We start from the raw sequence: 25,765 nt of genomic DNA on the forward strand, positions 1-25,765 counted from the left end.
CAAATAATATTCATGGACCAACCCACGAATCTCATCCCTTGTATAACCCTTCGTAATTGATGACATGGCTGGCTCCTTTAATCAAAAGACACGAATGACTCACAACCAGCCTGACGTAGAGGGCCACTTGGTCACTGGCGCAGGATTCACAAGGGTATCCTGCGCATAATATTTGCAAACTTTTATCATGCGCAAAATTCGTGACGGAACGGGTGCACAATGGGTTCGCTACCCGGCCGCGATCTGAGCCAGCGCATCCTTGACCCATTGGAGCATGGTGTCCGGGTGGTAGAGGACCACTGATGCTGGGATTCGCAGCTTCCACATGCCTGCAATGACCAGCAGGTTGTCCCGTCTCAGGTCCTCGGCCCATCCCGAGGGGGTGTTGTGGTACCGCTCGCCATCTGTCTCCACACCGAGGAGGCCGTCCACCAGCAGGTCAAGGTGCCCCACGCCCTTGATGGCGGCCTGAGACTGAACGTTGTAGCCGGCCTGCAGCAGGTAATACCTGGCCACGGTTTCCACAATTGACTGTGACTGCGGGTCGATCATCGCCACGACGCTCCGGCCTGCGGCGTCCTTGCGGCCTGCAAAGGCCGCACGGAGCTCGTGGATGGTGCATTTCTTGAGCACCACTGCAGATTCCAGCACAGCCAGGGCCTCCACTTCGCTCCCACACTTGACGCACTGTCGCAGAATGTCCACGAGTGTCTGCCCGCCGCTGACCCGGTGCACCACGCACCCGGGAATGGGGCGGCCATGCGCGGCAGCCACATGGGGCAGTGGCATCGGGGGATCACCCACAGTCCCAGGTGAGCGGCCTTGGTGAAGCATGTTCTTCGGGCCTGGTGCCTGGCCAGCTCAACATCCAGCGCATCCGCGTCCGGGAGGGCGTAGTATCCGCGGGAAATCCATTCAACTGTTCCTGCAGCCAGCGCCTGTTTCAGATTCCAGGGCGTGAATCCGTGCCGCAACAGGTCCTTTTGCCGCGCCACCCCACCGAGGGCGTCAATGGTCGCCACCAACTGCTTTGCACTCTTGCGAGGCGAACTGCTCATGTCACCCAGCGTGCCCAGCCTTCCACCCTTCCGGCAGTCCCACGCCCGAACTTGTGTATAAGTTCAAGCGTGTCAAGACCGGTGAAGGAATTATGGGAGGAGCTCGCATAGATGAGGTCTAGATTGCGGCCTCACCGCGTTCACCGGTGCGGACGCGGACTGCCTCGCACACGTCGATCATCCAGACCTTCCCGTCCCCTGCTGTCCCGGTGTTGGAGCTGGCAACGATGATGTCCATGAGGTTGTGGGCCTGCCCGTCGGAGGCGAGGACTTCAATGCGGACTTTGGGATGCAGGTCCACCGTGTATTCCGCCCCCCGGTAAATTTCAGTGTGCCCACGCTGCCTGCCATACCCATGGGCGCTGCTGACGGTCAGCCCCTGGACGCCGGAGCTTTCAAGGGCGGAACGGGCCTCTTCGAGTTGTTCGGGCCGGATGATGGCTGTGATGAGTTTCATGCGTTGACCTTTGCTTCTGTGCGTGCGTCTGTGCGGGTTGCGGCTGCTGCGGGCAGCCGTTCTGCCAGTGGGTGGAAGCTGCCGGAGCTGCGGCCGCCGAAGTCGTAGGCAGACTCGGCATGCAGGGAAACATCGATGCCGGCAGCCTCGTGATCCTTGGAGATACGGAAGCCCATGGTCTTGTTGATGATCCAGCCGATCGCGAAGGCCAAGACAAACGAGTACCCGAAGACGGCAAATGCGCCGATGGACTGCCTGCCCAGAAGTTCCAGCCCTCCCCCGTAGAAAATTCCCCGACCCGCAGCCGGTGAGGTGGGGTTGGCAGCCAGTCCAATGAACAGCGTCCCGACGATGCCGCCCACCAGGTGCACGCCGACCACATCAAGGGAATCGTCGATGCCCAAACGATATTTCAGTCCCACAGCCAAGGCGCAGACAGCCCCGGCCAGCAAGCCCAGCACCATGGACCACACCGGCCTCAGAGCCGAGCAGGCGGGTGTGATGGCGACCAGGCCGGCAACTGCCCCGGACGCTGCCCCCAATGAAGTCGCATGGCCGTCGCGCAGCCTTTCCACCAGGAGCCAGCCGAGAATGGCTGCACAGGGAGCGGCAAGGGTGTTGATCCAGACATAGCCGGCAACGGCATTCGCGCCCAGGGCGGATCCCGCATTGAAGCCAAACCAACCGAACCACAACAGACCCGCACCGAGCATGACGAAGGGCAGGTTGTGCGGGCGGTGGCTCGGATCCTTGCCGAAGCCCTTACGCTTGCCCAGGATCAGCGCCAGCGCCAGGGCCGCCGCACCGGCGTTGATATGCACCGCCGTACCTCCGGCAAAGTCGATGACACCCAGTCCCTGGCCAATCCAGCCACCTGTGGGTTTGCCGGATGCGTCCTTCGTAAACGAGAACACCCAGTGGGCCACGGGAAGGTAGACCACGCTCACCCAAATGGCGGCGAATAGCAGCCAGGCGCCGAATTTTGCCCGGTCGGCGATGGCTCCGGTGATCAGTGCAACCGCAATGATGGCGAACACCGTCTGGAAGCCGACGAACGCGATTTCCGGGATTGAGCCCAGCAGCGGTGCTCCCGCGCCGGTGCCTAGGACACCCTGCAAGCCGAACTTTTGAAAGGGGTTGCCGAGCAACCCGCCGCCAACATCGGTGCCAAACGCAGCTGAATAGCCAAACAGTATCCAGATGACGCCGACAACGGCCATGGCACCGAAACTCATCATCATCATGTTCAGCACACCCTTGGCCCGGGTCATGCCTCCGTAAAAGAACGCCAGTCCCGGGGTCATAAGCAGCACCAGGGCTGCTGAAACCAGGACCCATGCCGTATCACCTGTATTCATTGGCTGGCCTTTCCTTGTAAGACTTGGTGCCAGCCGTCTCGTCGATGCTGTGCACTGGGAACTCTTACAATGCTGGTGCCAGCGTGTTTCACCCGGGCATGTCCCGGATTTCCAGCACGTTACATCTGGCGTCCGAACGTTAAGTTCGCGTTACGGCAACAGCCAACAGCAGCATCAAAGGCGGGCTTAAACAGCAAAGTGCCCGCCGAGGGCGGGCACTTTGACTCATTGCGGCTGGCACTCCAGGAGTTAGTCCAGCAGTGCGTCGACGAAGCTTTCAGCGTCAAACGGAGCCAAATCATCGGCGCCTTCACCCAAGCCAACCAGCTTCACCGGAACGCCCAGCGTCTTCTGGATGGCCACCACAATGCCGCCCTTGGCAGTGCCGTCCAGCTTGGTCAGCACAATGCCGGTGACGTTGACGACTTCAGCAAAAACCTTCGCCTGAGTCAGACCGTTCTGCCCTGTCGTGGCATCCAGCACCAGCAGCACTTCATCGACGGTGGCCTGCTTCTCGATGACGCGCTTGACCTTACCGAGCTCGTCCATGAGGCCAACCTTGTTTTGCAGGCGGCCGGCGGTGTCAATCATGACGACGTCCACTTCCTGCTCGATGCCAACCTTCACCGCTTCAAAGGCGACGGAGGCCGGGTCTGCGCCGTCGACGTCGGACTTGACGGTGGGAACACCCACACGGGCACCCCAAGTGGCCAACTGCTCGGCGGCGGCGGCACGGAAGGTGTCGGCCGCGCCGAGCAGCACGTCCTTGTCCTCGGCGACAAGCACCCGGGCCAGCTTGCCGACGGTGGTGGTCTTGCCGACGCCGTTGACGCCAACAACCATCAGGACGGCGGGGCGGCCATCGTGGCGCTTGATATTCAAGGTGCGATCCATCGAGGGGTCAACCAGCTTGATGAGTTCCTCTCGCAGCATTGCCTGAACGTGCTCCGGGCTGCGCACACCCAAAACCTTAACGCGTTCGCGCAACGTGTCCACCAAGTCCATGGTGGAATCAGTGCCGATGTCGGCCAGCAGGAGCGTCTCCTCGACCTCTTCCCACACGTTCTCGTCGATGGTGTCACGGGCCAGCAGGGCCAGCAGCCCCTTGCCCAAGGCGTTGTTCGACTTGGCCAGCCGCGCCCGCAGACGCACCAGCCGTCCCTCCACCGGGAGGGGGGTTTCCAGCGACGGTGCCGAGGGGGCAACCGGAGCTTCCGGGACGACAACCGCCGTGTCCAGGCCCGACGGCGGAACGTGGGTTTCCGGGCGGTCCTGCACCAAAGTGCCGGTTGAGGCACCAGTGCCGGCCGTGTCCAGCGGGTCTGGGTCATTGGCATCGCGCGGGCCCGTGTAGTTTTCGTTGCTCCGGCGGGCTTTCAGGAAAACGGGAACCAGGAAGCCGGAAACTACGGCGAGCCCAATAACAATGGTCAGGATGATGGGAAGAATGTCATTCACTCCCACAGTCTCTCATGGGGGCTGCGGGGCGCCGCTTTGTGCCGTGCTGTGACAAACTCAGAAGCGATGTCAACGAATGCCACACCACCCCAGAAGATCGCGCCGGAACCTGCTCCCCCGTTGAGCCGGGAAATCAAGGTGCTTGTTGCCGCCGCCTTCCTGATCGCCATCGGCTTCGGAATTGTGGCCCCTGTGCTGCCGCAGTTTGCCCAGAGTTTCCATGTCAGCGTCACAGCGGCAGCCATCGTCGTGAGTGCTTTTGCCTTCACCCGGCTCATTTTCGCCCCGCTGAGCGGCTGGCTGGTGGAACGCATGGGGGAACGGCGCACCTACATTTTGGGGATCCTGATCGTTGCCGCATCCTCGGCTGCCTGCGCGTTCGCCCAAAATTACTGGCAGCTGCTGGTGTACCGCGGGCTGGGCGGCATTGGCTCCACCATGTTCACGGTGGCAGCCATGGGCCTGCTCATCCGGCTCGCTCCCCCGCAGGCCCGCGGCCGGATTTCCAGCCTGTACTCCGGCTCGTTCCTGCTGGGCAACATTGCCGGACCGGCAGCAGGAGGGCTGCTGGCCGGGCTCGGCCTGCAACTGCCGTTCTTGGTTTACGCCGCCGCGCTGGTGCTCGTGGCCATTCTGGTGGCCACGATGCTCCCTACTGTCAAGGCCGTGCCAGCGCATTTGCGCAACGTCGCGGTGAAGAAGCCGGAAGCGCTGCCGCTACGCACCGCGCTGGCACTGCCGGCGTACCGAGCCGTGCTCACGTCCGGTTTCGCCAACGGCTGGTCCGCCATCGGCATCCGCATGGCCCTTGTCCCGCTGTTCGCCACCGCCGGGCTCGGCGCCGGCCCCGAAGTGGCAGGTGTCTCCCTGGCCGTGTTCGCCATCGGAACCGGCATTGCCCTGACCTTCTCAGGCAAACTCGCCGATACCTGGGGCCGCAAGCCCATGATTCTCTCCGGCCTTGCAGTCAACGGCATCGCGATGGGGGCACTGGGCTTTACTGGCAATGAATTCTGGTTCTTCGCCATCTCCGCCATCGCCGGACTCGGCAGCGGGCTGATGGGGCCGGCGCAACAGGCCACCGTGGCCGACGTCATCGGCAATGAACGCTCCGGCGGCAAGGTCCTGGCAACGTTCCAAATGAGCTCCGACTTTGGCACGATCATCGGCCCCATCGCTGCCGGCTTCCTTGTTGACGCGTTCTCCTATGGCCCGGCTTTCCTCATGGCGACGTTGGTGGCGTTCATCAGCATGGCGTTCTGGTTCGGGGCCCAAGGTACGCGACAGTCTGTGTAGCACGGCAGGGCTCCCCTTGGACAAACGGGTTAACATCGGATGTATGTGTGGAAAATTACACACTTGATCCGTGACTGTGTTATTTGGCACTTAATACATCCGATGTCTAGACTGTCGGTAGCAAAGCATTCCGGCCGTCACGCACTGACTTCCGGGAGTTGCCTGGGCTCCGTTCAAACATCGGACCAGAGCTAACTTGAATTCCATACTGCTCCGGCATCTCGACGGAACGCGCACTCCTTGCGCCGACTGTCGCTGATGCCCCAGTCAGCAACTGCGGCACCGCCGGTCACGAACCTCGGTTGCCGCACCGAAGTATCTTGCGGGGCAAGACGCTCACCATGAACTGCCACAGAATTGGAAGCAATGAAGCAAGAAAACACAGACGCGACACACCCTAGGGACCACAGCACTGAAGCCATTCCCAAAGTGGTCATCCTCATTGCGGTCCTGGCAGGGTTTTCCGGACTTCTCTACGGCTATGACTCCGGGGCGATCTCCGGGGCCTTGCCGTTGCTCATCAACGACTTTGGTATTGACGCCCGGACCCAGGGGCTGATTACATCGCTCCTACTCTGGGGAGCGCTGCCTGCCATCATCGGCTCCACGCTCGCAGCCAAGCGTTTCGACCGTCGGCACCTGCTGCTGGTGGCCGCCGCCATCTTCATCGTTGGGTCACTGGCATGTGCCCTGGCCCCCGGAATCACCGTTTTGATGTTTGCCCGGTTCTTCCTGGGACTGGCTGTCGGCATTGCCAACATGTTCGGCCTCATCTACCTCGCCGAACTGGCACCAACCCGGATTAGAGGCCTGCTGACGGCTCTCTACCAACTGTCTGTCAACGTTGGAATCCTGGCTGCCTACATCCTCGGCGATGCATTGCAAGCGTCGGGGAACTGGAACTTGATCCTCGGCGCAGGCATCATCCCCGCCATCATCTTCTTCGTTGGCATGCTGCTCAGCCCGCCGAGCCCGCGCTGGCTGATCATGCGCGGCAGGCGTGATGAAGCCGTGAAGGTGCTGCAGAAGCTCCGTGCCACGCACGAGATCGCGGAAGCTGAAGCACAAGCAATCGAAGATACCTTCAAGCACGAGGACGCCGGGATCTCGTCGCTGTTCAAATCAGCCCGCCCGGCAATGTCCGTGTTGTTCGTCCTCACGTTCTTCCAGGTTTTCACGGGCATCAACGCCGTGGTGTACTACGCCCCCATCATCTTCGCCGACGTCCCTTCGCTGGGCGCGAATCCAGGCATGGTCGCCAACTACGGGGTGGGAATAGCACTGGTGGTCTCCACCGCAGCGTCCCTGCCGTTGATCGATAAATTGGGCCGTGTGAAAATGCTGGCCATCAGCATGGCCGGACAGGCCGTTTCCATGCTCGGGCTGTGGCTGTTCCCGGATTCTGGATACCTCACCGTCACTGCCGTGTTCCTGTACACCTTCTCCTTCGGTTTTGGATTGGGCCCTGTGTTCTGGCTCTACGTTCCGGAGGTACTGCCACTGCGGATGCGCGCCATCGGCATGGGCGTCATCACGTTCACCCAGTACCTCTTCAATGCGGTGTTCGCCCAAGCCTTCCCTTCAGCAATGGAGAAGTTCGGGCCGCTCGTATTCCTGGTGTTTGCCGTATTGTCCATGCTGGCCTTTATCTACGTAGTGCGGCGTGTACCGGAAACATCCGGCAAGTCACTGGAAGAGATCGAAGAATATTGGCGCAGCCGGGAGGCCGCGCACAGCAAATAGTCCATGTAGCCGCGAAAGCCTGCAGGACGCGTGCCGAACAGGCGGGCGGTTACCCGGCGCGGTCCATCCGCTGGCTGATGACGGTGGAGACGCCGTCCCCCCTCATGGAGACGCCGTACAGGGCGTCGGCAATGTCCATGGTGCGCTTTTGGTGGGTGATGATGATGAGCTGGCTGGATTCACGCAGTTCGTCGAAAATGGTGATGAGCCGGCCCAGGTTGGTGTCGTCGAGGGCCGCCTCCACCTCGTCCATGACGTAAAACGGCGACGGCCGGGCCTTGAAGATGGCCACGAGCAGCGCCACGGCCGTCAGCGCCCGCTCACCGCCGGAGAGCAGGGACAGGCGCTTGATCTTCTTCCCGGCCGGGCGGGCCTCGATCTCGATGCCGCTGGTGAGCATGTTCTCCGGGTCGGTCAGCACCAGCCGGCCTTCCCCGCCGGGGAAAAGCCGTCCGAAGACGTGTTCAAACTGCACGGCAGTGTCGGCGAAGGCTGCCGTGAACACTTCCTCCACGCGCACATCGACTTCCTTGATGATGTCCATCAAGTCCCTGCGGCTGGATTTCAGGTCCTCCAGCTGCGAGGCCAGGAACTGGTGGCGTTCCTCCAGCGCGGCGAACTCCTCCAGCGCGAGCGGATTGACCTTGCCCAGGGCTGCCAGATCACGTTCGGCACGCTTGAGCCGCTTTTCCTGCTCGGCCCGCACAAAGGGGACGCCCGCAGGGACTTCAGCGCCGGACTCGTCCACTTCAACATGCAGCGCCGCCCACTTGTCGATGGACTCCCCCGGGACGGACGGCACCAGCGTGTCCGGCCCGTACTCGTTGACTAGGTGGTCCACGCTGAGCCCCAGCTCCTCAATGGACTTGTTCTCAAGGGTTTCAATGCGCAGCCGCTGGGCGGCACGGGCCAGCTCATCCTTGTGCACGGAATCGGTCAGCGTGGAGAGTTCCTTTTCATCCTCCAGGATCGAGGCGCGCACGGTCATGAGTTCCACTTCGCGCGCGGCCCGTTGCTCCTCCGCCTCGTCCCGAACCTGCTCGGCAAGCTCGATTGACTCCCCCACAAACCCGGCAATGTGTTCAGTGGCCTGGGCAACGGCCGCTGCCTTCCGGGCCTGGAAGCGGCGCCGTTTGGCCCGTTGGGCAGCCTGCTCACGGGCCATGCGCTCCGTGGCTGCGGCCCGTTCCAGTGCGGCTGCACGGTTCCGGACGGTATTGCGTGACTCCTCGGCACTGCGCAGGGCCAAACGCATTTCCAACTCCACGGCGCGTGCAGCAGTGGCGGCCGCGGCCAGGGCATCGCGCTCGTCCATGGATGGCTCGACGTCGGCCGGGGCACTCTGTGCTGCGGCCAGCCGCGCGGCAATCTCCTCCAGAGCCTGCTGTTCGCGGGCCAGGTTCTCCGTGGCTGTTTGCAACGCCTGCGCATGCCGTTGCGACTCCCCGGCAGCCGAACGCAGCGTCGCCCCGAGCATGCCGAGACGTTCCGCAACGGCAGCCATGCGGGCATCAGATTCGTGCAACTGAGCCAAAGCCCCGGCCTCATCGCGCGCCAGTTCCCCCCGGCGCGCCGTCAGACCGGACAACGCAAACCGGGCCTGCTCGCCGCGCGCCGCAGCCGCCCGCAGGTGATCCTCTGTCTCCTCTATGGCGGCCTGCAATTCCAGCGTTGACGGCGCTGTGGCGGAACCACCCGTCAAGTAGGCCTCTGTCACCACATCGCCTTGCGCCGTCACCGCCATCAACCGCCCGTCATGGGCCAGCACGGCGTGTGCAGCGGCGAAGTCCGGCACCAGCACCACAGCGTCGAGCAGCGCGTCAAGGGCCGGAGCCAGTTCCGCTGGCCCGGAAACCTGTGCACGTCCGACGGCGGCACCCGGCACCGCGGCTGCTGCAGCTTGCGCAGCGCTTGCCAGGACGTTGTGGCCGTTGCTAGCACCGGCGTTGTCCGAGCCCGGCGCAGTTCCAGCGTGCGCAGGGCCGGCGGCAAGCACAAGGGTGACGCGTCCGCCGTCGTCCGCCTTGATCAGTTCAAGGGCCTGAACGGCCGCTGCTGCGTCACTGACGGCCACCCCCTCAGCGATGGAGCCCAACGCTGCAGCGATGGCGGTTTCGTGGCCCGGGACCACGCGCAGCAGTTCAGCCATTGCTGCCACGACTCCTTCGGGGCGCGCGCCCAGCAGGTGTGCGCTGGCGTCCTTGCGCAGCAGGCCAACGGCGAGCGCGTCCCGGCGGGCGGTGAGGGAATCGCGTTCGCGGTCTGCGGCGAGCTGCGCGGCATTGTTGGCCTTGATCAGTTCATCGACGGCTGCGAGCGCTGCGGCGGCTGACTCGTACTCGGCGTCGAGTCGTTCCTCGCCTGCTTCCACTCCGGCAACCTGGGATTCCAAGGCAGCAAATTCCTCTGCGGCGGCGCTGTGGCGTGCAGCTCCGTCGGCCTTGTTGTGGTGCAAGCGGCCAATTTCCGCTTCGGCAGACTCGACCCGGCTCCGTGCCGCAGCCACTGTCCCGGCCAGGCGGGCCAGCGACTCGCGCCTATCCGCCGTGGCACGCAGCAGCTCGCGCACGCGCGTCTCCTCCGTGCGTACGGCCGTCTCGGCGCCGTCCTTGATCTCCATGGCTGTTTCGAGGCCGTAGCGGCGCTCCTCCAGGGCAAGGTCCAGCTCCGCCTCTTCGCTGCGCAGCCGGGCAGCCTGTTCAGCCAGCTTGTCAGGGTCGCGGTTGGGGTCCGCAACGGCGTCGGTGCTGCCCAAGTGACGCTGGCGTTCCGCGGCCAGTGTGCCCAAGGAGTGCAGTTGCTCGCGGGTGGCACACAGCTGGTACCAATTGTCCCGGGCAGCGTTGAGTACGGGCGCGGCTGCTGCGGCCTGCTGTTCAAGAGTGGCCTGGTGGTCCCGGTTGCTCAGCAGGCGCTTTTCCACTTCCTGGCGGCGGCTCTTCAGTGCCAGTTCGTCGGCGGCATCCTTGTCCACGGCGTTGCGCAACTGCACAATGTCATCGGCCAGCAGCCGGGCCTTGGCGTCGCGCAGGTCGAATTGCACGCTTTGGGCACGCCTGGCCACGGCAGCTTGTTTTCCCAGTGGTGTCAGCTGGCGGCGGATCTCGCCTGTGAGGTCACTGAGTCGGGCCAAGTTCGCCGACATGGCCTCGAGCTTGCGCACGGTTTTTTCCTTGCGGCGGCGGTGCTTGAGGATGCCGGCGGCTTCTTCGATAAAGCCGCGCCGGTCCTCCGGCGTGGCGTGCAGAACCTTGTCCAACTGGCCCTGGCCAACAATGACATGCATTTCCCGGCCCAGGCCGGAATCGGAAAGCAGCTCTTGGATGTCAAGGAGCCGGCAGGAGGTGCCGTTGATGGCGTACTCGGAGCCTCCGGCGCGGAACAAAGTGCGTGAAATGGTGACTTCGGCGTAGTCGATCGGCAGGGCGCCGTCGGCGTTGTCAATGGTCAGGGACACGTGGGCGCGCCCCAGTGGCGGGCGTCCGGACGTCCCGGCGAAGATGACGTCCTCCATTTTGCCCCCGCGAAGGGTCTTGGCACCTTGTTCGCCCATGACCCAGGCCAGGGCATCCACCACGTTTGACTTACCCGAACCGTTGGGCCCAACAACGGCTGTCACACCTGGTTCAAAGTCAAAGGTGGTGGCCGAGGCGAAGGACTTGAACCCGCGCACGGAAAGACTTTTTAGATGCAAACTGTTTTCTTCTCCTGCAAGGCGACGTTTCTCAGATGATAATCTACCGTGAAATAGCTCATCGCACCCGGGCGCTCATGAGTGAACACGGCGTGTATACATCAACGCGTATGTGCATGAACACCTTCAAAGGTGCATAGTTAAGGGTGGGCCGCATTGAACCACGAGGGCCTGCGCGAGCCAAGTCTGCGCAGTGTCCCCGCAATCAACTCGGCCTCACTGGTTTTCCGGTGGCCCTGACACCGCATATATCTCAAGAAAAAGGCTGGAACTTGATCGGCAATGCCACGTTTCGACACCACAACACCGCCTTGCTCGCCGTTTCCAGCGTTGAGGCTCCAGTAGTTGTCAAGTCAAGCGACTTTGACACGCGCCTGGCCCCGAGCCTGAAACGACTGCGCCTGTCCAAGCGACTCCTTGAGCGTGTTGCCGGTGTCGAGGAACGACGCTGGTGGGCGGAGGGCACCTCCTTTGACGACGCCGCCATTGAGGCCGGTGCCAAGGCTCTGGCCGAATCCGGCATCGAGGCCTCGCAGGTGGGCTTGCTGATCAACACTTCCGTGACCCGCCGCAACTTGGAGCCCTCAGTGGCCGTGAAGGTCCACAACGGACTGGGGCTGCCGTCCTCGGCAATGAACTTTGACGTGGCCAACGCATGCCTGGGCTTTGTCAACGGAATGACCTTGGCCGCGAACATGATTGATTCGGGCCAGATCAAGTACGCGCTCATTGTGGCGGGTGAAGACGCCCAGGCCACGCAGGAGACCACCTTCAAACGCCTGAATGCTGAAACTTCCACCCGCGACGACTACCTGCGCGAGTTTGCCACCCTGACGCTGGGCTCCGGCGCGGCCGCCGCCGTCATCGGCCCGGCAGACATGCACCCAGCCGGCCACCGCATCATGGGCGGCGTCTCACGCGCCGGCACCCAGCACCACGAACTGTGCGTGGGCGGCCCCGACGGCATGTTCACCGACACCAAGGGCCTGCTGGACAACGGCTTGAAGCTTGTCACCGACGCCTGGCACGAAGCCCACGGCGACGGCTGGGACTGGCGGGCCATGGACCGCTACGTCACCCACCAGGTCTCCAATTCCTACACGAACGCTATCATCAAGGCCGTGAACCTGGTCCGTTCCAAGGTGCCCATGACGTTCCCCAAGTGGGGCAATGTGGGCCCGGCTTCGCTGCCGATGACCCTGGCGCAAGAATCCCAAACACTCTCCACCGGCGACCGCGTGCTGTGCATGGGTGTGGGTTCCGGACTCAACACGACGATGATGGAGATTCAGTGGTAGGCGTTTCCTTGCCCGCAACTGAATTCCCCGATCCGTGGCCCGGCGTCAAGGCCCGTTGGCGCCGCATGGTTTCGGTCCCCTCCACAGCCGCCGTTGACGCCCCCGGCACCCGCCGCGAATGGCATCTGTTGGACAACGCGCAAGACGTCGCGGCCACCGGCATGGAGCCCGTGGGCACCTTGTTCTGCATACACGGCAACCCGACGTGGTCATATTTATGGCGCACACTGCTGGCCGAGGCCACCTCCCCCGCCACCGTCGCCGCAGGCGGCCCCTGGCGCGTTGTCGCCGTGGATCAGCTGGACATGGGCTTCTCCGAACGCACGGGAACGTTCCGCCGCCTGGCCGATCGCATCACCGACTTGGGCGACCTCAGCGACGCACTGGAACTCAGCGGACCCGTGGTCAGCGTGGGGCACGACTGGGGCGGCATCATCTCCCTGGGCTGGGCCACCCGTCACCGCGAGCTGCTTGCCGGTGTGGTGCTGACCAATACTGCCGTCCACCCCGCCGGTTTCTCGCTGCCACCGGCACTGAAACTGGCCCTGCACCCCGCCGTCCACTCCTGGGGCACGACGGCGACCCCCGCGTTTTTATCCATCACGCACGGTCTCGCCCAGCCCGCCTTAAGCGACGACGTCCGTGCAGCGTTCATGGCACCCTACGCAAGCCCCTCCCGACGCGTAGGTGTAGGCAACTTCGTGGCCGACATTCCCGCCACCGAATCGCACCCCTCCTGGGCTGCCTTGGACGCCGTGTCCACGGACATTTCAACACTGGAAGTTCCGGTGCTGATGTTCTGGGGACCCAAGGATCCCGTGTTTTCCGACAGGTACCTGCGTGATCTGCTCACCCGCATGCCGCAGGCCGACGTGCACCGCTTTGAGGGCGCCAGCCACCTGGTCCAAGAAGACCGGGACATCGCCGTCCCCACTTTTGCCTGGCTGGCCCAGCGAGTTTCGGCACACTCAACCACCGAAAATGCTGATCGAGTTCAGCAAGATTACGTCCCCATGCTGTCCGAACTGGACTCCCGCCGTGCGGACACGTCCGTTGCAGTCGTGGACATGCTGCCAGACGGAACTGCAACTACTTCCTGGACACTGAGCTGGGCCGAACTGGCCCGCGACGTCGATGACCTCGCTGCAGGACTGCGCGAGCTAGGCGTCAGATCTGGAGACCGGATCAGTTTGTTGGTGCCGCCGGGCATCAAACTGACCACCTTGATCTACGCATGCCTGCGCCTGGGCGCCATCATCGTGGTGGCGGACGCAGGTTTGGGCACCCGCGGCCTGGGCCGGGCCATCAAGGGCGCCGGTCCGAACTACTTGATAGGCATCGACAAGGCCCTTGCCGGTGCACGCTTGTACAACTGGCCGGGCATCAAAATCGCGGCAGAGGACTTTAACGCTTCAACGGCGGCCGCGAGCAAGAAGCTGCTCAACATCACAGCGACCATTCCAGAACTCATGGCCAACGGCAGGGCCCTGCACCTCGCCGGAAACCGCCCCAGCTTCACTGCGCCGGATCCGGACAGCGACGCAGCCGTGCTTTTCACTTCCGGCTCCACAGGACCGGCGAAGGGTGTTATGTACACGCACCGCCGCCTGGCCGCCATGCGGGACACCCTCAAGACCACTTACTCCCTCAAGGCTGGCACGGCTCTTGTGGCAGGCTTTGCGCCCTTCGCATTGCTCGGCCCGGCGCTGGGCGCCACCACCGTCACTCCCGACATGGACGTCACTGCGCCGAGCACCCTCACGGCCCAGGCCCTGGCCAATGCGGCCGTTGCCATTGACGCGACGGTGGTGTTTGCCTCCCCTGCTGCCCTTGTCAACGTGGTGGCGACCGCTGCGGGACTTTCACCGGCGCAGCGCAAGGCGCTCACCGCCGTCGAACTTGTCCTGTCCGCCGGTGCGCCGTTGGCGGAACAGCTGTTGCACCAGGTGCAGGAGTTGGCTCCCAACGCCGCCCTGCACACCCCTTACGGCATGACCGAGGCGCTGCCGGTGACGGACATCGACCTGGCTGGGATCAGCGCCGCCGGTGCCGGCAACGGCGTATGCGTGGGCACGCCCGTCAGCGGGGCGAGTGTGGCCATTGCCCCCATCAACGACGACGGCGCGGTCCGCCCGGAGCCCACCACCGAGGCGGAAGTCAGCGGTGAGATCCTGGTGCGCGCCCCGCACGTCAAGGCACGTTATGACCGCCTGTGGATCACCGAACAGCACAGCACCTCCATTGACGGCTGGCACCGCAGCGGCGACATTGGCCATCTCGATGCCGAGGGTAGGTTGTGGGTCGAGGGCCGGATGGAACATATTCTGTGCACCACCGACGGCGTGCGTACACCTGTCGCTGCAGAGCAGGCCATCGAACTTCTCGGTGACGTGGCCCGGGCTGCCGTCGTGGGGGTGGGTCCTGCCGGAACACAGTCTGCCGTGGCCATCGTGGAGACGGTTCCGCCGGTGCGAAGTGCCGGATTGGCTCCTGCTTCGCTGGCAGCTGCTGTTCGTGCCGCGGCGAAGAAAACCGGGTTGTCGCTGGCTGCCGTAGTGGCCATCGACGCCATGCCGGTGGATGTGCGGCACAATTCCAAAATTGACCGTGCCAAGTTATCCAGGTGGGCCGCGCGCATGCTGTCCGGCGGGAAACCGGGCCGCCCGTGAGCGGCGCAGAGGCCATCGGGCGACGAATCCTGGTCACCGGTGCCAGCGGTCTGCTGGGCAAAGCCGTGGCCCAGCTGCTACACGACCGCGGCCATTCCGTGCTCACGCTCCAGCGCCGTGCCGTGCAGCAGGATTGGGAATCCATGCAGGGTTCCATGGCCGATCCAGACGTTGCAGCGCGGGCCGTCCACGGCGTCGACGCCGTCATCCACTTAGCTGCCAAAGTGTCATTCACGGGCGAGTGGAGCGATTTCGTGGCCACCAACATCGTGGGTACCCGCCAGCTCCTCACCGCCGCACAGCGTGCCGGTGTGCGCGACTTTGTGTTTGTGTCCTCTCCCTCAGTGGCCCATCTGGGGTCCTCGATTGTCGGTGCCGGTGCCGGGGCGGCCAGCCCTGACTTCGCCCGCGGCCATTACGCCCGGTCCAAGGCTGCGGCTGAAGAGATTGCGCTTGCACAGGACTCCCCCGCGTTCCGGGTCACGGCCATCCGCCCGCACGTGGTGTGGGGACCGGGAGACACGCAACTGGTGCAACGCATCGTCGAACGTTCCCGGGCCGGCAGACTGCCCTTGTTGGACGGCGGCCGAGCCCTGATTGACACCACCTACGTTGACAATGCGGCCGAAGCGATTGTGCGCGGACTGGAGCGTATGGACTACGCCCACGGCCAGGCACTGGTAGTGACCAACGGTGAGCCACGCCCGGTGGGTGAGCTCATTGCCGGCATCTGCGCTGCCGCGGGAGTTCCCGCTCCGGCATATTCGGTGCCCGGCTGGCTGGCCCGTGGCGCAGGCACCGCCATTGAAAAAGTCTGGACTGCGGCAGGAACGCGCGGTTGGGTCCACGATGAGCCCCCCATGACCCGTTTCCTGGCCGAACAGCTTTCCACCGCCCACTGGTTCGATCAGCGGCACACACAGGCCGTTCTGGACTGGAAGCCGGCGGTAAGCCTCGATGAGGGCCTGGCCCGCCTGGCGGAGTACTACCAGCACAGGGATAGCCCAAAATTTTAGCTGGCCGGATTCTTGTCTTTACGGGCTCGGACTTGAGCTGCGAATCGCTTCGTTGGGCCGGTCATTTTGCTGCTGCCGTCAGAAGTCCTGCCCGTCTTTATGCGGATCCTGGTGCTTCTTGTCCACAGATTCGCAGGAAAGTATTCTTTCCTCTTGTTCGTGGGGATTAGAGTTCCCAGACTCGATGCCATGGACAAAGAGATTGCAATCCAGCTGTTTGAACGCTGCTGGCCGCGAGAACGAGTGGTGGTCACCGCCAGGGAGCTTATCAATACTGGTCTGGACTCCAGGGCCATCAAGGCCGGTCTGCAGCATGGCCTCCTTCACCGATTGTGGCGCGGGGTGTACCTGCCAATGCATCAATGGCGTGATCGCAATCCATGGGACAAAGACAAGTTGGTGCTCACGGGCCACATCCTCGCCACTAACAGCCAATATGTGTATTCACACTTCAGCGCCGCACGCCTGCACAAGCTGCAAGTCTGGATCAGCTCCCGGCTCATTCATGTCAGTGCGCCATACCGGGCCGCTCCGTCACGGACGTCACAAGATGTCGCCATGCACTTTGCCAGCCTGGACGCACAGGACGTTGTCCAGCGCTTCATCCCCGGGATTGGCTTGGTCAAATTCACCGCTCTCGCGCGAACAGGCCTGCAATGCGCCATGACGGCTACCTTAGAGCAATCAGTCATTATAGGTGATTCCGCTTTGCATACCGGGTTGAACCTCCACGACCTTGAAAAGCTGCAAGCCTCGTTTCACGGCTGCCGCGGAATCAAACGTACTCGTCAAGTCATCAACTCTCTCAACGCCTTGTCTGAATCAGCAGGTGAAACACGAACCCGTCTCATCTTGGCTGAACTACCTATCGAACAGCCGGAACTTCAGGTCACGCTCCAAACGAGCAGCGGCACATACCGCGTGAACTTCGCCTGGCAAGACATCCGACTGATTCTAGAATTCGACGGGGACACAAAATACTTCGATCATGCTCAAACCACCGAACAAGTACTGCTGGAAGAACGTGAACGCGAAAATGCCCTCATCGAGGACGGTTGGAGGTTCATCCGTATCAAGTGGAAGCACCTCAACAACCCGGAGCAGCTTAGGGATCGAATTATGAAAGCTTATCTCGCAGCGCAATAGGCTGCTGCGTGAGGACGCCGCTAAGGGCACTTCCAGGTTGACTCAGTGATCTGCTGCCCCGCGTCGGACTGTAGCAGCACATACATCAATGCATCCAGGCATCTGGAAGCTCCAGTCAGAACTCGAGGACAACGTGGCCGGGCTGGCTAAAGTCGGGCGTTGCGCGGCTTCGGCTGGCAGACCGGGCAGCTGTAGGATGAGCGGCCCATGAATGAGTCCCGGCGTATGCGGCTGGAAAGCCCCAGTTCCGAACACCGCAGACAGGGTTCCCCTTCCCGGCCGTAAGCGTTCAGCGAGCGGGCAAAATAGCCCGAGGCGCCGTTCACATTCACGTACAGCGAATCAAAACTGGTGCCGCCAGCGTCCAGGGCGCGCGACATGACCGACCGCGCCGCATCGATAATCCGGCGGGTGTCGGGACGCCGCAGAGTGTCCGTGGGGCGGGCATAGTGCATCTTCGCCAACCACAGGGCCTCGTCGGCGTAGATGTTGCCAATGCCGGATACAAGGGCCTGGTCGAGCAGGGCACGCTTGAGCCCCGTCTTGCGGGACCGCAGTTTTTGGTGGAGCTTCTCAACGGAAAAGTAGGGGTCAAGCGGATCCCGGCCAATATGGGCGGCAGCATCAGGAATCAAGGCCAAAGCGGCTTCACTACCTGGAGCGCCCTGGCCACCAAGCAGTGCAGTGCCGCATCCGCCCGGGCCGCCGTCCGGCGTCGGAATGAGGGAGGTGACAAAGAGCCCACCGAAAATGCGCTGGTCAACAAAGCGCAATTCCTGCGGGGCATCCGCGCGGGGAGAAAAACTGAAACGGACCTTGAGGTGTTTTTCGTGTGGCTGTTCAGGGGACTCGACGAGAAGCTGCCCACTCATCCCCAAATGCGCCATGAGGGCCGTGTGAGGAGGGGCTGTACTGGCCGGGTCATCGCTCAACGGCATCCAGAGAAACTTTCCGCGTCGCACCACCTCAAGCACGGTCGCGCCCATGAGGTTACCGCGGAAATCCTCTACCCCGAGGGTGTGGCGGCGGATCGAGCGGGGGTCGACTACGGAGACGTCCTCGATGCGTCGGCCTGCAATCCACCGTTCAAGACCGCGGCGGACAACCTCGACTTCGGGAAGCTCGGGCACTACTTTACGGCAGTGTCCGGGCTGGCGGATGCCGTAGCTGAGGCGGGCGAGTCTTCGACCGGCCCGGAGCCTTCGCTGAAGCGTTTTTGCAATTCAAGCCAAGCAACGGCAGCGGCCGACCGTTCGGCTTCCTTTTTCGACGGGCCCATGCCGGTTCCATACAGGTGTCCACCGATGACCAACCGCGCTTCAAAGCTGCGGTCATGGTCAGGGCCGGTGCCGGTAATTTCATACACAATGGCGCCCAGGTGACGGGCGGAAGAGATCTCCTGGATATTGGTTTTCCAGTCGGTACCAGCACCCAGGACATCGGAATCAGCGAGCAGCGGTCCCACAAGGCGCATGACCAACTCACGGGCCACGTCAATGCCGTGGGTGATGTACGTGGCTCCGATGAGGGCTTCCATGGTGTCGGCCAGGATGGAGGACTTGTTACGACCTTTGGTGAGGCGCTCCCCCTGGCCAAGGTAAATGAATTCGCCAAGACCCAGTCCGCGACCTATGCTTGCCAAGGCCCGCGTGGAAACCACGGCGGAACGGCGCTTGGCCAGTTCCCCTTCGGGAAGATCAGGATTATCACGGTACAGCGCATCCGTGACGGAGAAGCCCAGAATGGAATCCCCGAGGAACTCAAGGCGTTCATTGGTGGGCAGTCCGCCGTTTTCGTAAGCGTAGGACCGGTGCGTCAGGGCAAGACGAAGCGTCCCGGCATCAATACTGACACCGAGACGCTTCAACAGCAGTTTGTGTCCATCCGTGAGCTTCGGTGAGGGAAGATCAGCGGACATGGCACTCCTGCAACATTTTATTAACCACTAAACGAACGGACCTGTTGGCCGAACGGACGTCTTAGACGTCGGCAACCTTACGGCCCTTGTATTCCAGGAACAGTGCGGTACCGGCTGAGTCGGTAACGACCTTGGCCTGGTGCGGCAGGCTGTAAACAACCTGGCCGTTTTCAATGGTCTTGACCAGAGCAGGCGCGGTGGCCTTCCACTGGGAACGGCGTGCGCGCGTATTGGCACGGGACATCTTCCGCTTGGGAACAGCCACGGCAAACTCTTTTCTCTCGATAACGTCCGGGCTCATGCCCGAAAGTAAAACTTTTTGCTAGTTTTCTTCGCCGGTAAAGCCCTGTAGGGCAGCCCACCGAGGATCTACAACCTCGTGGTGGTGCCCCGGCTCATCCGCAAGGTGAATTCCGCATTCGGAACACAGACCCTCGCAGTCTTCCCGGCACACCGGCTGGAACGGCAGGGCGGTTACCACTGCGTCCCGCAACACCGGTTCAAGATCGATAGAATCGTGCTCGACCCAACGTTGCTCATCTTCGCCTTCAGCAAGGACATCCGCGGACGGCTCCTCGTAGAAGAAAAGTTCTTGCACATCGACTTCAAGGTCATCCTCAAAGGTCTCCAAGCAGCGGGAGCATTGGCCTGTCACATCGACAAGCACACTGCCCGACACAAGAATTCCTTCATGAACGGCCTCAAAACGGAGTTCCAAATCCAAATTGGATCCGGGCGTCACGCCAATGAGCGGAGTGCCAAAATCTTCCGGCACGGGTACATGTTCGTTGAACTTCCACATGTTGCCCGGGCTTCGCCCAAGCTCCCTGACACCAATGGTAAGGGGCGTGCCATGGTTGGACTTACTGCCCAACGTGGTTTCGCTAATGAGAACTCCTGTACAAACATATGACCGACGCACCATCTTAGCCCGAAAGCTCACGGGCATCAAAATGGGCGGTGCCGGACCAAATCGGCCTTACCCAGTCTACGACAGCACCACCCCTTCACGCGAACTGGTTGAGGTGTGCCGCGCGTGATGTGAATCTCAGCTGTTTTGGGGATGCCCGACGCCGGCTGGGCGGCTTCCGCCGCCCGTGACCGTTGCGTCGGGGCGGTGGGCCGTCAGCTGCAGGATGCCGGGACTCCGCCGGGGTCCGTTGAGACCACTCGGCTGATCAACCATTTTCCGTCTGAGAAAATAACGTCATACACCATCGACCAGTCCGAGCAGGTCTGCCCGTTGACTCCATGTTCCGCGCTCTGACTTGTTTGCTGGACGATTGAGGCGGTCACGACACCCGCCCCGCTATTGATCTCTTGAAGCGTCAGTTGAGACCAATACGAGCTTTTCATGCCCTCACTCCAGGCGTCCGCGCCACCAAATTGACCTTTTGTTTCGGCTGTAAAATCCGCAAATGCAGCTTCGTAGGCTCTGCGGTTTATGGCTTGCCCGTGGGCGTAAAGCATCTGAGCAACATCGTTAGCCTCTGGTGCGTCCGAATTGTTAATCATCGGAAAGGATCCTGATCCGTCCTCATATTGATCACCGCACTTCGCAGGTTTCAACACCGAACTACTTTCCAACCACGCGTCAATCTGGGGCTGCACCGCAGAAGCCGCCACGGCGTACCCCATGTTTTCGGCGATTTTCCCGCTTCCGGGCTCGTACTTGGCGCTCACCACTCCGACGACTGTCCCGTCGAGTGCTGTGAGGGGCCCTCCGCTGTTGCCAGGGTTGACGGAGGCGTCCGTTTGCAACAGATGCCCGCGGTCCCCGAACTCGGTGTTGAAATGCCGCCCTGCGCCGCTGATCGTACCTTTCGTCATGCCGATGGGCTGACCCCAGGGGTACCCGAAGGCAGCCACATCGACTCCCATGGTCGGGTCTACGTTGGAAAACCTGAACATGTGGCCGTCGATCGGTCCACCGGTTTTGATTAGGGCGACGTCTTGCTGGTCGTCACGTCCCACCACAGACGCGGAGGTGACTTGCCCGTTCACCAGCACGGCCAGTGCAGTTGCACCCCGCACCACGTGGGCTGCCGTGACGATAAAGTTCTCGGCTACTAGAAATCCGGTGCCAGTCGCGCTGGCGCCTGCACACAAGGTGGTTGAAATCCTGGCCACTCCCGTCCCGACTTCTGCCGCCGTTTGCTCCCAAGTGGGTACCAACGCCGAAGGTGTGGGCGTGGCCGTATCGGATGGCTCAGGCGCAATCGTCGTTTCCATCGGAGGTTCACTGGCGGCTTCGGATTGGGGACCCCCATTGGACGACGGCGGAGCGCCTCCCGTTGTGGGTGAACCCGGAACGCAACCCGCCAGCGATGCAACGAGTGCTGAGCAAACGAGAATCCTGACAAAAGCCGTGCTTTTCATGTCGAGTCCTTCGCTCAGTCCGTTTCCGGACTCAAATCCGGTCGACGCTGACCGGATTCCTCAAAACTAGACCTTGCATGCGGCTTTGACCACAAAAATTCGCGGCAATTTCCCGGAGCGCCACTTTAAATCCAGCCTGCACACCAGTTTGGAGCCTGGAAGTTCAACTGCTGCGCAGCATTTGCCGGACATGTGCCGCAGTTTTGAAAGTGGCGGCACGTTCAAACCGCACCATGCGCGGGAGTCGAATTATTCCCACTTCTTTTTCTGCACCACCGTGACGGGCCGGATGTCCGGTCCCACGTCTCCTTGAAGCCTGCGCAGCACGGCACGGGGAACGTAGTCGGACACGTCCCCGCCTAGGGTGTGGATTTCCTTGATGAGAGTGGAGGAAAGGTGCACGTAGCGGCTGTCTCCCGGCAGGAAGACCGTCTCCACGCCGGAGAGCTGGCGGTTCATGGTGGCCATGGGCAGCTCGTAGTCAAAGTCTGAGGAAGAACGCAGCCCCTTCACAATCGCCGAGACCCCGCGCGCATGGCAGAACTCGGACAGCAGCCCCTCCCCCATCGGTGCAACGACAATGCCAGACAGCGCCGAAAACGTGGTTTTCGCCAGCTCCAAACGTTCATTGAGTGTGAACCGGTACGTCTTGGAGTAGTTCGTGGAGACCGCCACAATGACTTCGTCGAAAAGCCCGGCTGCTCGGGCAATCACTTCAATGTGGCCCTTGTGGATGGGGTCAAAGGATCCGGGGCATACGGCGCGTCGCATACTGACGAATCTAGCCGACTTCCACACACGGTGGCCATAGTTTACGTCATGTTCAGCATGTTCTGTGCTGTACTGGCCAGTAACACAATAGAAGGAGATTCACCATGAAACCAAATTTTTCCGTCCGCGGCAAAACCGTCCTCATCACAGGTGCCGGCATGGGCCTGGGGCGCCTGTACGCCCTTCGAGCGGCCAGCGAAGGGGCCTCCACAGTGGTGCTGTGGGATGTTGACCCAGTTTCCATGCACGACGTCGGCCGTGAAGTCCGCGCACACGGCACCAAGGCGGTGGAACAGCAAGTGGATGTCTCCGAGCTGGCCACCATCCAGGCTACAGCTGCCGCACTCCGGGACGAGTACGGCATCGACGCCCCTGACCTGCTCATCAACAACGCCGGCATCGTGAAGAGTGGCCCATTTTGGGATCACGATTCCGAACGCCACACCCGCGCCATCATGAATATCAATGCACTGGCACCCATGTATATTACGGCGGAGTTCCTGCCGGCCATGATGAAACGCGGCACGGCGCAGCGCATCTTGAACATCGCCTCCGCTGCTGGCACCCTGGCCAATCCAAACATGAGCGTTTACGCAGCGTCCAAGTGGGCCATCATCGGTTGGGGCGAGTCCCTGCGTCTTGAACTTGAGCACCACAAATCCCCAGTGAAAGTCACCACGTTCTGCCCCAGCTACATCAGCACAGGCATGTTTGAGGGGGTCAAGGGCCCGCTGCTGACGCCCATCATGAGCCCGGACACCGCCGTGGAGCGGGCGTGGCAGGCCATGCTGTCCGGTGCACCCATCAAGCTGACACCATGGACAGCCAAGCTGGCCATGGCGATGCGCGGGGTTCTGCCTACTAGGGCGTGGGACGCCGTGGCCGGTAACGTATTCAAGGTGTACAACAGCATGGACCATTTCATCGGCCGCCAAGCCCCGGCAACTTCCACACCCGGTGCAACCTCGGCACCAGCAACTAAGGAGCTGCCGTGAGCACACCTTGGCAACGCACGGCAGAAGGAGCCAACCTGCTGAGCCCGGACGGAACATTGGGGGTGACCATCTTTGAGGAAATCACCACACTCGCCAACCGGCACAACGCCATCAATTTGGGGCAGGGCTTCCCCGACGAGGACGGCCCTGCCGAGCTCAGCCGCCTCGCCCAGGCGGCCATTGCCCGCGGCGAGAACCAGTACGCCCCCGGCAAGGGGCTGCTGGATCTGCGCCGCGCCGTAGCCGAGCACCAGAACCGCTTCTATGGGCTCAACCCCGACCCGGACACCGAAATCATCATCTCCACCGGTGCCACCGAGGCCATTGCTGCGGCGATTCTGGCGCTGACCGGCCCCGGGGATGAAGTCCTCACGTTCGAGCCCTTTTATGATTCGTACGGAGCCATGATCGGCCTCAGCGGCGCCAGCCACACCACCGCAGCCCTCCTCGCCCCGGACTTCATGCCTGATCTGGCCACGCTTGAAAGCAGCTTTAGCCGGCGCACCAAGATGGTCATCATCAACAATCCACACAACCCCACCGGCGCAATGTTCCCTGTGGAGGTGCTCAACGAAGTGGTGCGCCTGGCCATCAAGTACGACGCCGTCATCCTCACCGACGAGGTCTATGAGCACCTGACGTTTGGTCCCCGGCACATACCCGTGTCAACTCTGCCCGGTGCCGCAGAGCGCACGCTCACCATTTCCTCCGCCGGGAAGACGTTCTCCTTCACCGGCTGGAAGATCGGCTGGCTGTCTGGCCCGGCCGAGCTCGTGGCTGCGGCCCGGACCGTGAAGCAGTTCCTGAGCTACTCCTCCGGCACACCCTTCCAAGGCGCCATTGCCGCCGGGCTGCGCATGGGCGGCGACTTTTTCACCGACGCGGCCGCAACATTGGCCCGCAAGCGCGACATCCTCGCCGAGGGCCTGCGCGCGGCCGGCTTTGACATGTACCTTCCCCAGGGAACGTACTTCATCAACGCGGACACCCAAAAACTGGGCATCACCGACGCTACCGCCCTGGCCCGCAGACTGCCTGAACTCGTCGGTGTGGCTGCCATTCCCGTCCCAGTATTTTGCCACCCAGAAGGGGCCAAGCGCACCCGTTCACTGCTGCGTTTCGCGTTTTGCAAACAGGTCCCGCTGCTGGAACAGGCAGCGGAGCGTCTGGCCACGCTCAAGGACAAGATCTGATGACGGTCAGCCGTTTCCTGCGCACCAGCGGCGTCCATGCCACGGTGGACCCCGATCCCTGGCACGAGAACGCGTTCGTCTTGAGCATCAATGGCGCCGAGCAGTCGCATGTAAACCTGGCCGAACCGCAAGAGGTTTTTTACGAATACCTGCGCCGGATCGCCAACGCCGTGGACCTGCTCAAGTCCCCCGGCGAGCCCATCACGGCACTGCATCTGGGCGCCGGTGCGCTGACACTGGCCCGGTACATCCAGGCCACCCGACCAGGTTCAGTGCAGCATGCCGTGGAGTTGGAACGGGAGCTGCTGGACTTCGTCCTTGACCAGCTGCCCCTGCCGGAAGGGACCGAGCTGAAAAGCCATGTGGGCGACGCCCGCGAAGAACTTGCCGCCCTGCCCGCCGGACTCAAGTTCGACGTCGTCATCCTTGACATTTTCAGCGGGCCCGATGCTCCTGCCCATCTGGCTTGCGCAGATTTTTACCGCGAAGCGGCGGCAGCGCTGGCGCCGGAGGGAATCCTGGCAGTCAACGTGGGCGACGAGCCGGGCTTCACCCTCGTGACGAGCCAAACTCGGGCACTGCAAGAGAGCCTGGAGCAGGTGGCCGCTTACGGCACCACCATGCTGTTCACCCGCCGCTATCCCGGCAATATCATTCTGTTGGGAAAGAATGGGCCGTGGCCGGAGGGCTGGGCACAGGCGCTGGTGGCAGCCGGGCCGCACCCGGCCACGGTGCTGACCGGCGTCGAACTGGACGAGCTCACCGGCTAACGTTCGCTACCGGGGCGCTTCTCAGTAGTATGGGAGGTGGCTCCGCGTGGCACCCGGACGTTTTGTCGTATATCAATGGAGATCAATGTCCCGTTCAACGAGGGCCCGCGCACCGGGTCGACGCAGTGCTTCCCAGCAGACAGTCCGTCGGCTAAACCGCACCGTGGATCATTCACACCGAAACAAGCGACGTGTTTTTGCCGTCATCTGCATTCTGGTTCCTCTTGCCGCTGTCGCAGCTCTCGCGGTGGCACTTTCACCCTTGTTTACCTGATGATCCGCCCAGGCGCCGAGTTCCACCGTGCAGTCCTTCACTACAGGAACTGACTGCCCAACATGAAGAAAGTTCTGGCCGCAAGGAAGCAGTTTCCTTGCGGCCAGAACTTAAATCATTGCCCTCCCATCATGGGAGGAGGTTCGCTAGGTGCATGGGTCAGTAGTCGGGAACGGCAGGGATCAGGTAGTGGCCTAAAAAGGGGTTAAAACGCCGGTGGATTAACAGGGATTCCGTGCTGGTGCTGGGAGAATTGGGGTATGGATATTCCT

At 62.3% G+C, this 25,765-nt stretch carries 20 protein-coding genes; 9 read left to right on the top strand and 11 right to left on the bottom strand.

From position 1 onward, the window contains the following. Positions 1–228: 228 nt before the first annotated feature. The 4 genes from JMA46_RS15105 to ftsY all read right to left on the bottom strand — a co-directional run bounded on the left by JMA46_RS15105 (position 229) and on the right by ftsY (position 4,331). Positions 229–789, bottom strand: coding sequence for a hypothetical protein (locus JMA46_RS15105; protein ID WP_207346175.1), 561 nt, complete (start codon positions 787–789; stop codon positions 229–231). A gap of 387 nt (positions 790–1,176) precedes the next feature. After that, on the bottom strand, positions 1,177–1,515 hold the full coding sequence (locus tag JMA46_RS15110; RefSeq protein WP_207346176.1) for a P-II family nitrogen regulator: 339 nt from the start codon (positions 1,513–1,515) through the stop codon (positions 1,177–1,179). Then, positions 1,512–2,873 (bottom strand): ammonium transporter, encoded by a 1,362-nt coding sequence (locus tag JMA46_RS15115; protein ID WP_207346177.1) that lies wholly within the window; start codon positions 2,871–2,873, stop codon positions 1,512–1,514. The genes JMA46_RS15110 and JMA46_RS15115 overlap by 4 nt, the downstream gene beginning before the upstream one ends. Positions 2,874–3,122: 249 nt before the next feature. Then, on the bottom strand, positions 3,123–4,331 hold the full coding sequence (gene ftsY / locus JMA46_RS15120) for a signal recognition particle-docking protein FtsY (protein ID WP_207346178.1): 1,209 nt from the start codon (positions 4,329–4,331) through the stop codon (positions 3,123–3,125). Positions 4,332–4,397: 66 nt separating this feature from the next. Here ftsY and JMA46_RS15125 point away from each other — a divergent pair, with 66 nt between their 5' ends. Then, on the top strand, positions 4,398–5,627 hold the full coding sequence (locus tag JMA46_RS15125) for an MFS transporter (protein ID WP_207346179.1): 1,230 nt from the start codon (positions 4,398–4,400) through the stop codon (positions 5,625–5,627). 366 nt (positions 5,628–5,993) lie between these two features. Next, the gene (locus JMA46_RS15130; RefSeq protein WP_207346180.1) at positions 5,994–7,370 is read left to right on the top strand and encodes a sugar porter family MFS transporter; all 1,377 of its coding nucleotides are present in this window, start codon (positions 5,994–5,996) and stop codon (positions 7,368–7,370) included. Between the two features lie 49 nt (positions 7,371–7,419). Here JMA46_RS15130 and smc read toward each other — a convergent pair whose 3' ends face one another. Continuing rightward, entirely contained in the window at positions 7,420–11,064 is a 3,645-nt protein-coding gene (gene smc / locus JMA46_RS15135) for a chromosome segregation protein SMC (RefSeq protein ID WP_207346181.1), read from the bottom strand. A 272-nt stretch (positions 11,065–11,336) separates the two neighbouring features. On the opposite strand from smc, the gene JMA46_RS15140 reads away from it, so the two are divergent. The 4 genes from JMA46_RS15140 (at position 11,337) to JMA46_RS15155 (ending at position 17,193) form a co-directional block, all read left to right on the top strand. Further along, complete coding sequence (locus tag JMA46_RS15140; RefSeq protein ID WP_207346182.1) at positions 11,337–12,362, top strand: 3-oxoacyl-ACP synthase III; 1,026 nt, start codon at positions 11,337–11,339, stop codon at positions 12,360–12,362. A 65-nt stretch (positions 12,363–12,427) separates the two neighbouring features. Continuing rightward, positions 12,428–15,031 carry an alpha/beta fold hydrolase gene (locus tag JMA46_RS15145; RefSeq protein WP_207346193.1) on the top strand — a complete coding sequence of 868 codons (2,604 nt, stop codon included), beginning with the start codon at positions 12,428–12,430 and terminating at the stop codon, positions 15,029–15,031. Further along, the gene (locus JMA46_RS15150) at positions 15,028–16,047 is read left to right on the top strand and encodes an NAD-dependent epimerase/dehydratase family protein (protein WP_207346183.1); all 1,020 of its coding nucleotides are present in this window, start codon (positions 15,028–15,030) and stop codon (positions 16,045–16,047) included. Before JMA46_RS15145 ends, JMA46_RS15150 begins: the two co-directional genes overlap by 4 nt. Positions 16,048–16,236: 189 nt before the next feature. Beyond that, positions 16,237–17,193, top strand: coding sequence for a hypothetical protein (locus JMA46_RS15155; protein ID WP_207346184.1), 957 nt, complete (start codon positions 16,237–16,239; stop codon positions 17,191–17,193). 146 nt (positions 17,194–17,339) lie between these two features. Here JMA46_RS15155 and mutM read toward each other — a convergent pair whose 3' ends face one another. From mutM to coaD, 6 genes are all read right to left on the bottom strand, one after another. Then, positions 17,340–18,323, bottom strand: coding sequence for a bifunctional DNA-formamidopyrimidine glycosylase/DNA-(apurinic or apyrimidinic site) lyase (gene mutM / locus JMA46_RS15160; RefSeq protein ID WP_207346185.1), 984 nt, complete (start codon positions 18,321–18,323; stop codon positions 17,340–17,342). Continuing rightward, positions 18,323–19,111: a ribonuclease III gene (rnc, locus tag JMA46_RS15165; protein ID WP_207346186.1), complete on the bottom strand. Its 789-nt coding sequence runs from the start codon at positions 19,109–19,111 to the stop codon at positions 18,323–18,325. Before rnc ends, mutM begins: the two co-directional genes overlap by 1 nt. Before the next feature lie 61 nt (positions 19,112–19,172). Continuing rightward, on the bottom strand, positions 19,173–19,376 hold the full coding sequence (rpmF, locus tag JMA46_RS15170; protein WP_044579357.1) for a 50S ribosomal protein L32: 204 nt from the start codon (positions 19,374–19,376) through the stop codon (positions 19,173–19,175). Between the two features lie 57 nt (positions 19,377–19,433). Further along, entirely contained in the window at positions 19,434–19,913 is a 480-nt protein-coding gene (locus tag JMA46_RS15175) for a YceD family protein (RefSeq protein ID WP_207346187.1), read from the bottom strand. Positions 19,914–20,236: 323 nt separating this feature from the next. Further along, the gene (locus JMA46_RS15180) at positions 20,237–21,490 is read right to left on the bottom strand and encodes a serine protease (RefSeq protein ID WP_207346188.1); all 1,254 of its coding nucleotides are present in this window, start codon (positions 21,488–21,490) and stop codon (positions 20,237–20,239) included. Positions 21,491–21,739: 249 nt separating this feature from the next. Then, positions 21,740–22,261: a pantetheine-phosphate adenylyltransferase gene (gene coaD / locus JMA46_RS15185; protein ID WP_207346189.1), complete on the bottom strand. Its 522-nt coding sequence runs from the start codon at positions 22,259–22,261 to the stop codon at positions 21,740–21,742. 104 nt (positions 22,262–22,365) lie between these two features. Here coaD and JMA46_RS15190 point away from each other — a divergent pair, with 104 nt between their 5' ends. The 3 genes from JMA46_RS15190 to JMA46_RS15200 are packed head-to-tail and all read left to right on the top strand — an operon-like array spanning position 22,366 to position 25,219. Next, positions 22,366–23,256 (top strand): SDR family NAD(P)-dependent oxidoreductase, encoded by an 891-nt coding sequence (locus JMA46_RS15190; protein ID WP_207346190.1) that lies wholly within the window; start codon positions 22,366–22,368, stop codon positions 23,254–23,256. Beyond that, complete coding sequence (locus JMA46_RS15195) at positions 23,253–24,449, top strand: aminotransferase class I/II-fold pyridoxal phosphate-dependent enzyme (protein WP_207346191.1); 1,197 nt, start codon at positions 23,253–23,255, stop codon at positions 24,447–24,449. The genes JMA46_RS15190 and JMA46_RS15195 overlap by 4 nt, the downstream gene beginning before the upstream one ends. After that, complete coding sequence (locus tag JMA46_RS15200) at positions 24,449–25,219, top strand: fused MFS/spermidine synthase (protein ID WP_207346192.1); 771 nt, start codon at positions 24,449–24,451, stop codon at positions 25,217–25,219. Before JMA46_RS15195 ends, JMA46_RS15200 begins: the two co-directional genes overlap by 1 nt. Positions 25,220–25,765: the final 546 nt, after the last annotated feature.

The sequence above is a fragment of the Arthrobacter sp. E3 genome, from assembly GCF_017353415.1.
Classification (GTDB): Bacteria; Actinomycetota; Actinomycetes; order Actinomycetales; family Micrococcaceae; genus Specibacter.

Bases quoted from the DNA above. Each gene is read 5' to 3' on its own strand.
- JMA46_RS15175 (WP_207346187.1), bottom strand. From the start codon at position 19,913: ATGTGGAAGTTCAACGAACATGTACCCGTGCCGGAAGATTTTGGCACT.
- JMA46_RS15200 (WP_207346192.1), top strand. From the start codon at position 24,449: ATGACGGTCAGCCGTTTCCTGCGCACCAGCGGCGTCCATGCCACGGTG.
- JMA46_RS15155 (WP_207346184.1), top strand. From the start codon at position 16,237: ATGGACAAAGAGATTGCAATCCAGCTGTTTGAACGCTGCTGGCCGCGA.
- JMA46_RS15190 (WP_207346190.1), top strand. From the start codon at position 22,366: ATGAAACCAAATTTTTCCGTCCGCGGCAAAACCGTCCTCATCACAGGT.
- JMA46_RS15125 (WP_207346179.1), top strand. From the start codon at position 4,398: ATGTCAACGAATGCCACACCACCCCAGAAGATCGCGCCGGAACCTGCT.
- rnc (WP_207346186.1), bottom strand. From the start codon at position 19,111: ATGTCCGCTGATCTTCCCTCACCGAAGCTCACGGATGGACACAAACTG.
- JMA46_RS15105 (WP_207346175.1), bottom strand. From the start codon at position 789: ATGCCACTGCCCCATGTGGCTGCCGCGCATGGCCGCCCCATTCCCGGG.
- JMA46_RS15110 (WP_207346176.1), bottom strand. From the start codon at position 1,515: ATGAAACTCATCACAGCCATCATCCGGCCCGAACAACTCGAAGAGGCC.
- JMA46_RS15130 (WP_207346180.1), top strand. From the start codon at position 5,994: ATGAAGCAAGAAAACACAGACGCGACACACCCTAGGGACCACAGCACT.
- JMA46_RS15115 (WP_207346177.1), bottom strand. From the start codon at position 2,873: ATGAATACAGGTGATACGGCATGGGTCCTGGTTTCAGCAGCCCTGGTG.
- JMA46_RS15180 (WP_207346188.1), bottom strand. From the start codon at position 21,490: ATGAAAAGCACGGCTTTTGTCAGGATTCTCGTTTGCTCAGCACTCGTT.
- coaD (WP_207346189.1), bottom strand. From the start codon at position 22,261: ATGCGACGCGCCGTATGCCCCGGATCCTTTGACCCCATCCACAAGGGC.
- JMA46_RS15145 (WP_207346193.1), top strand. From the start codon at position 12,428: ATGGTTTCGGTCCCCTCCACAGCCGCCGTTGACGCCCCCGGCACCCGC.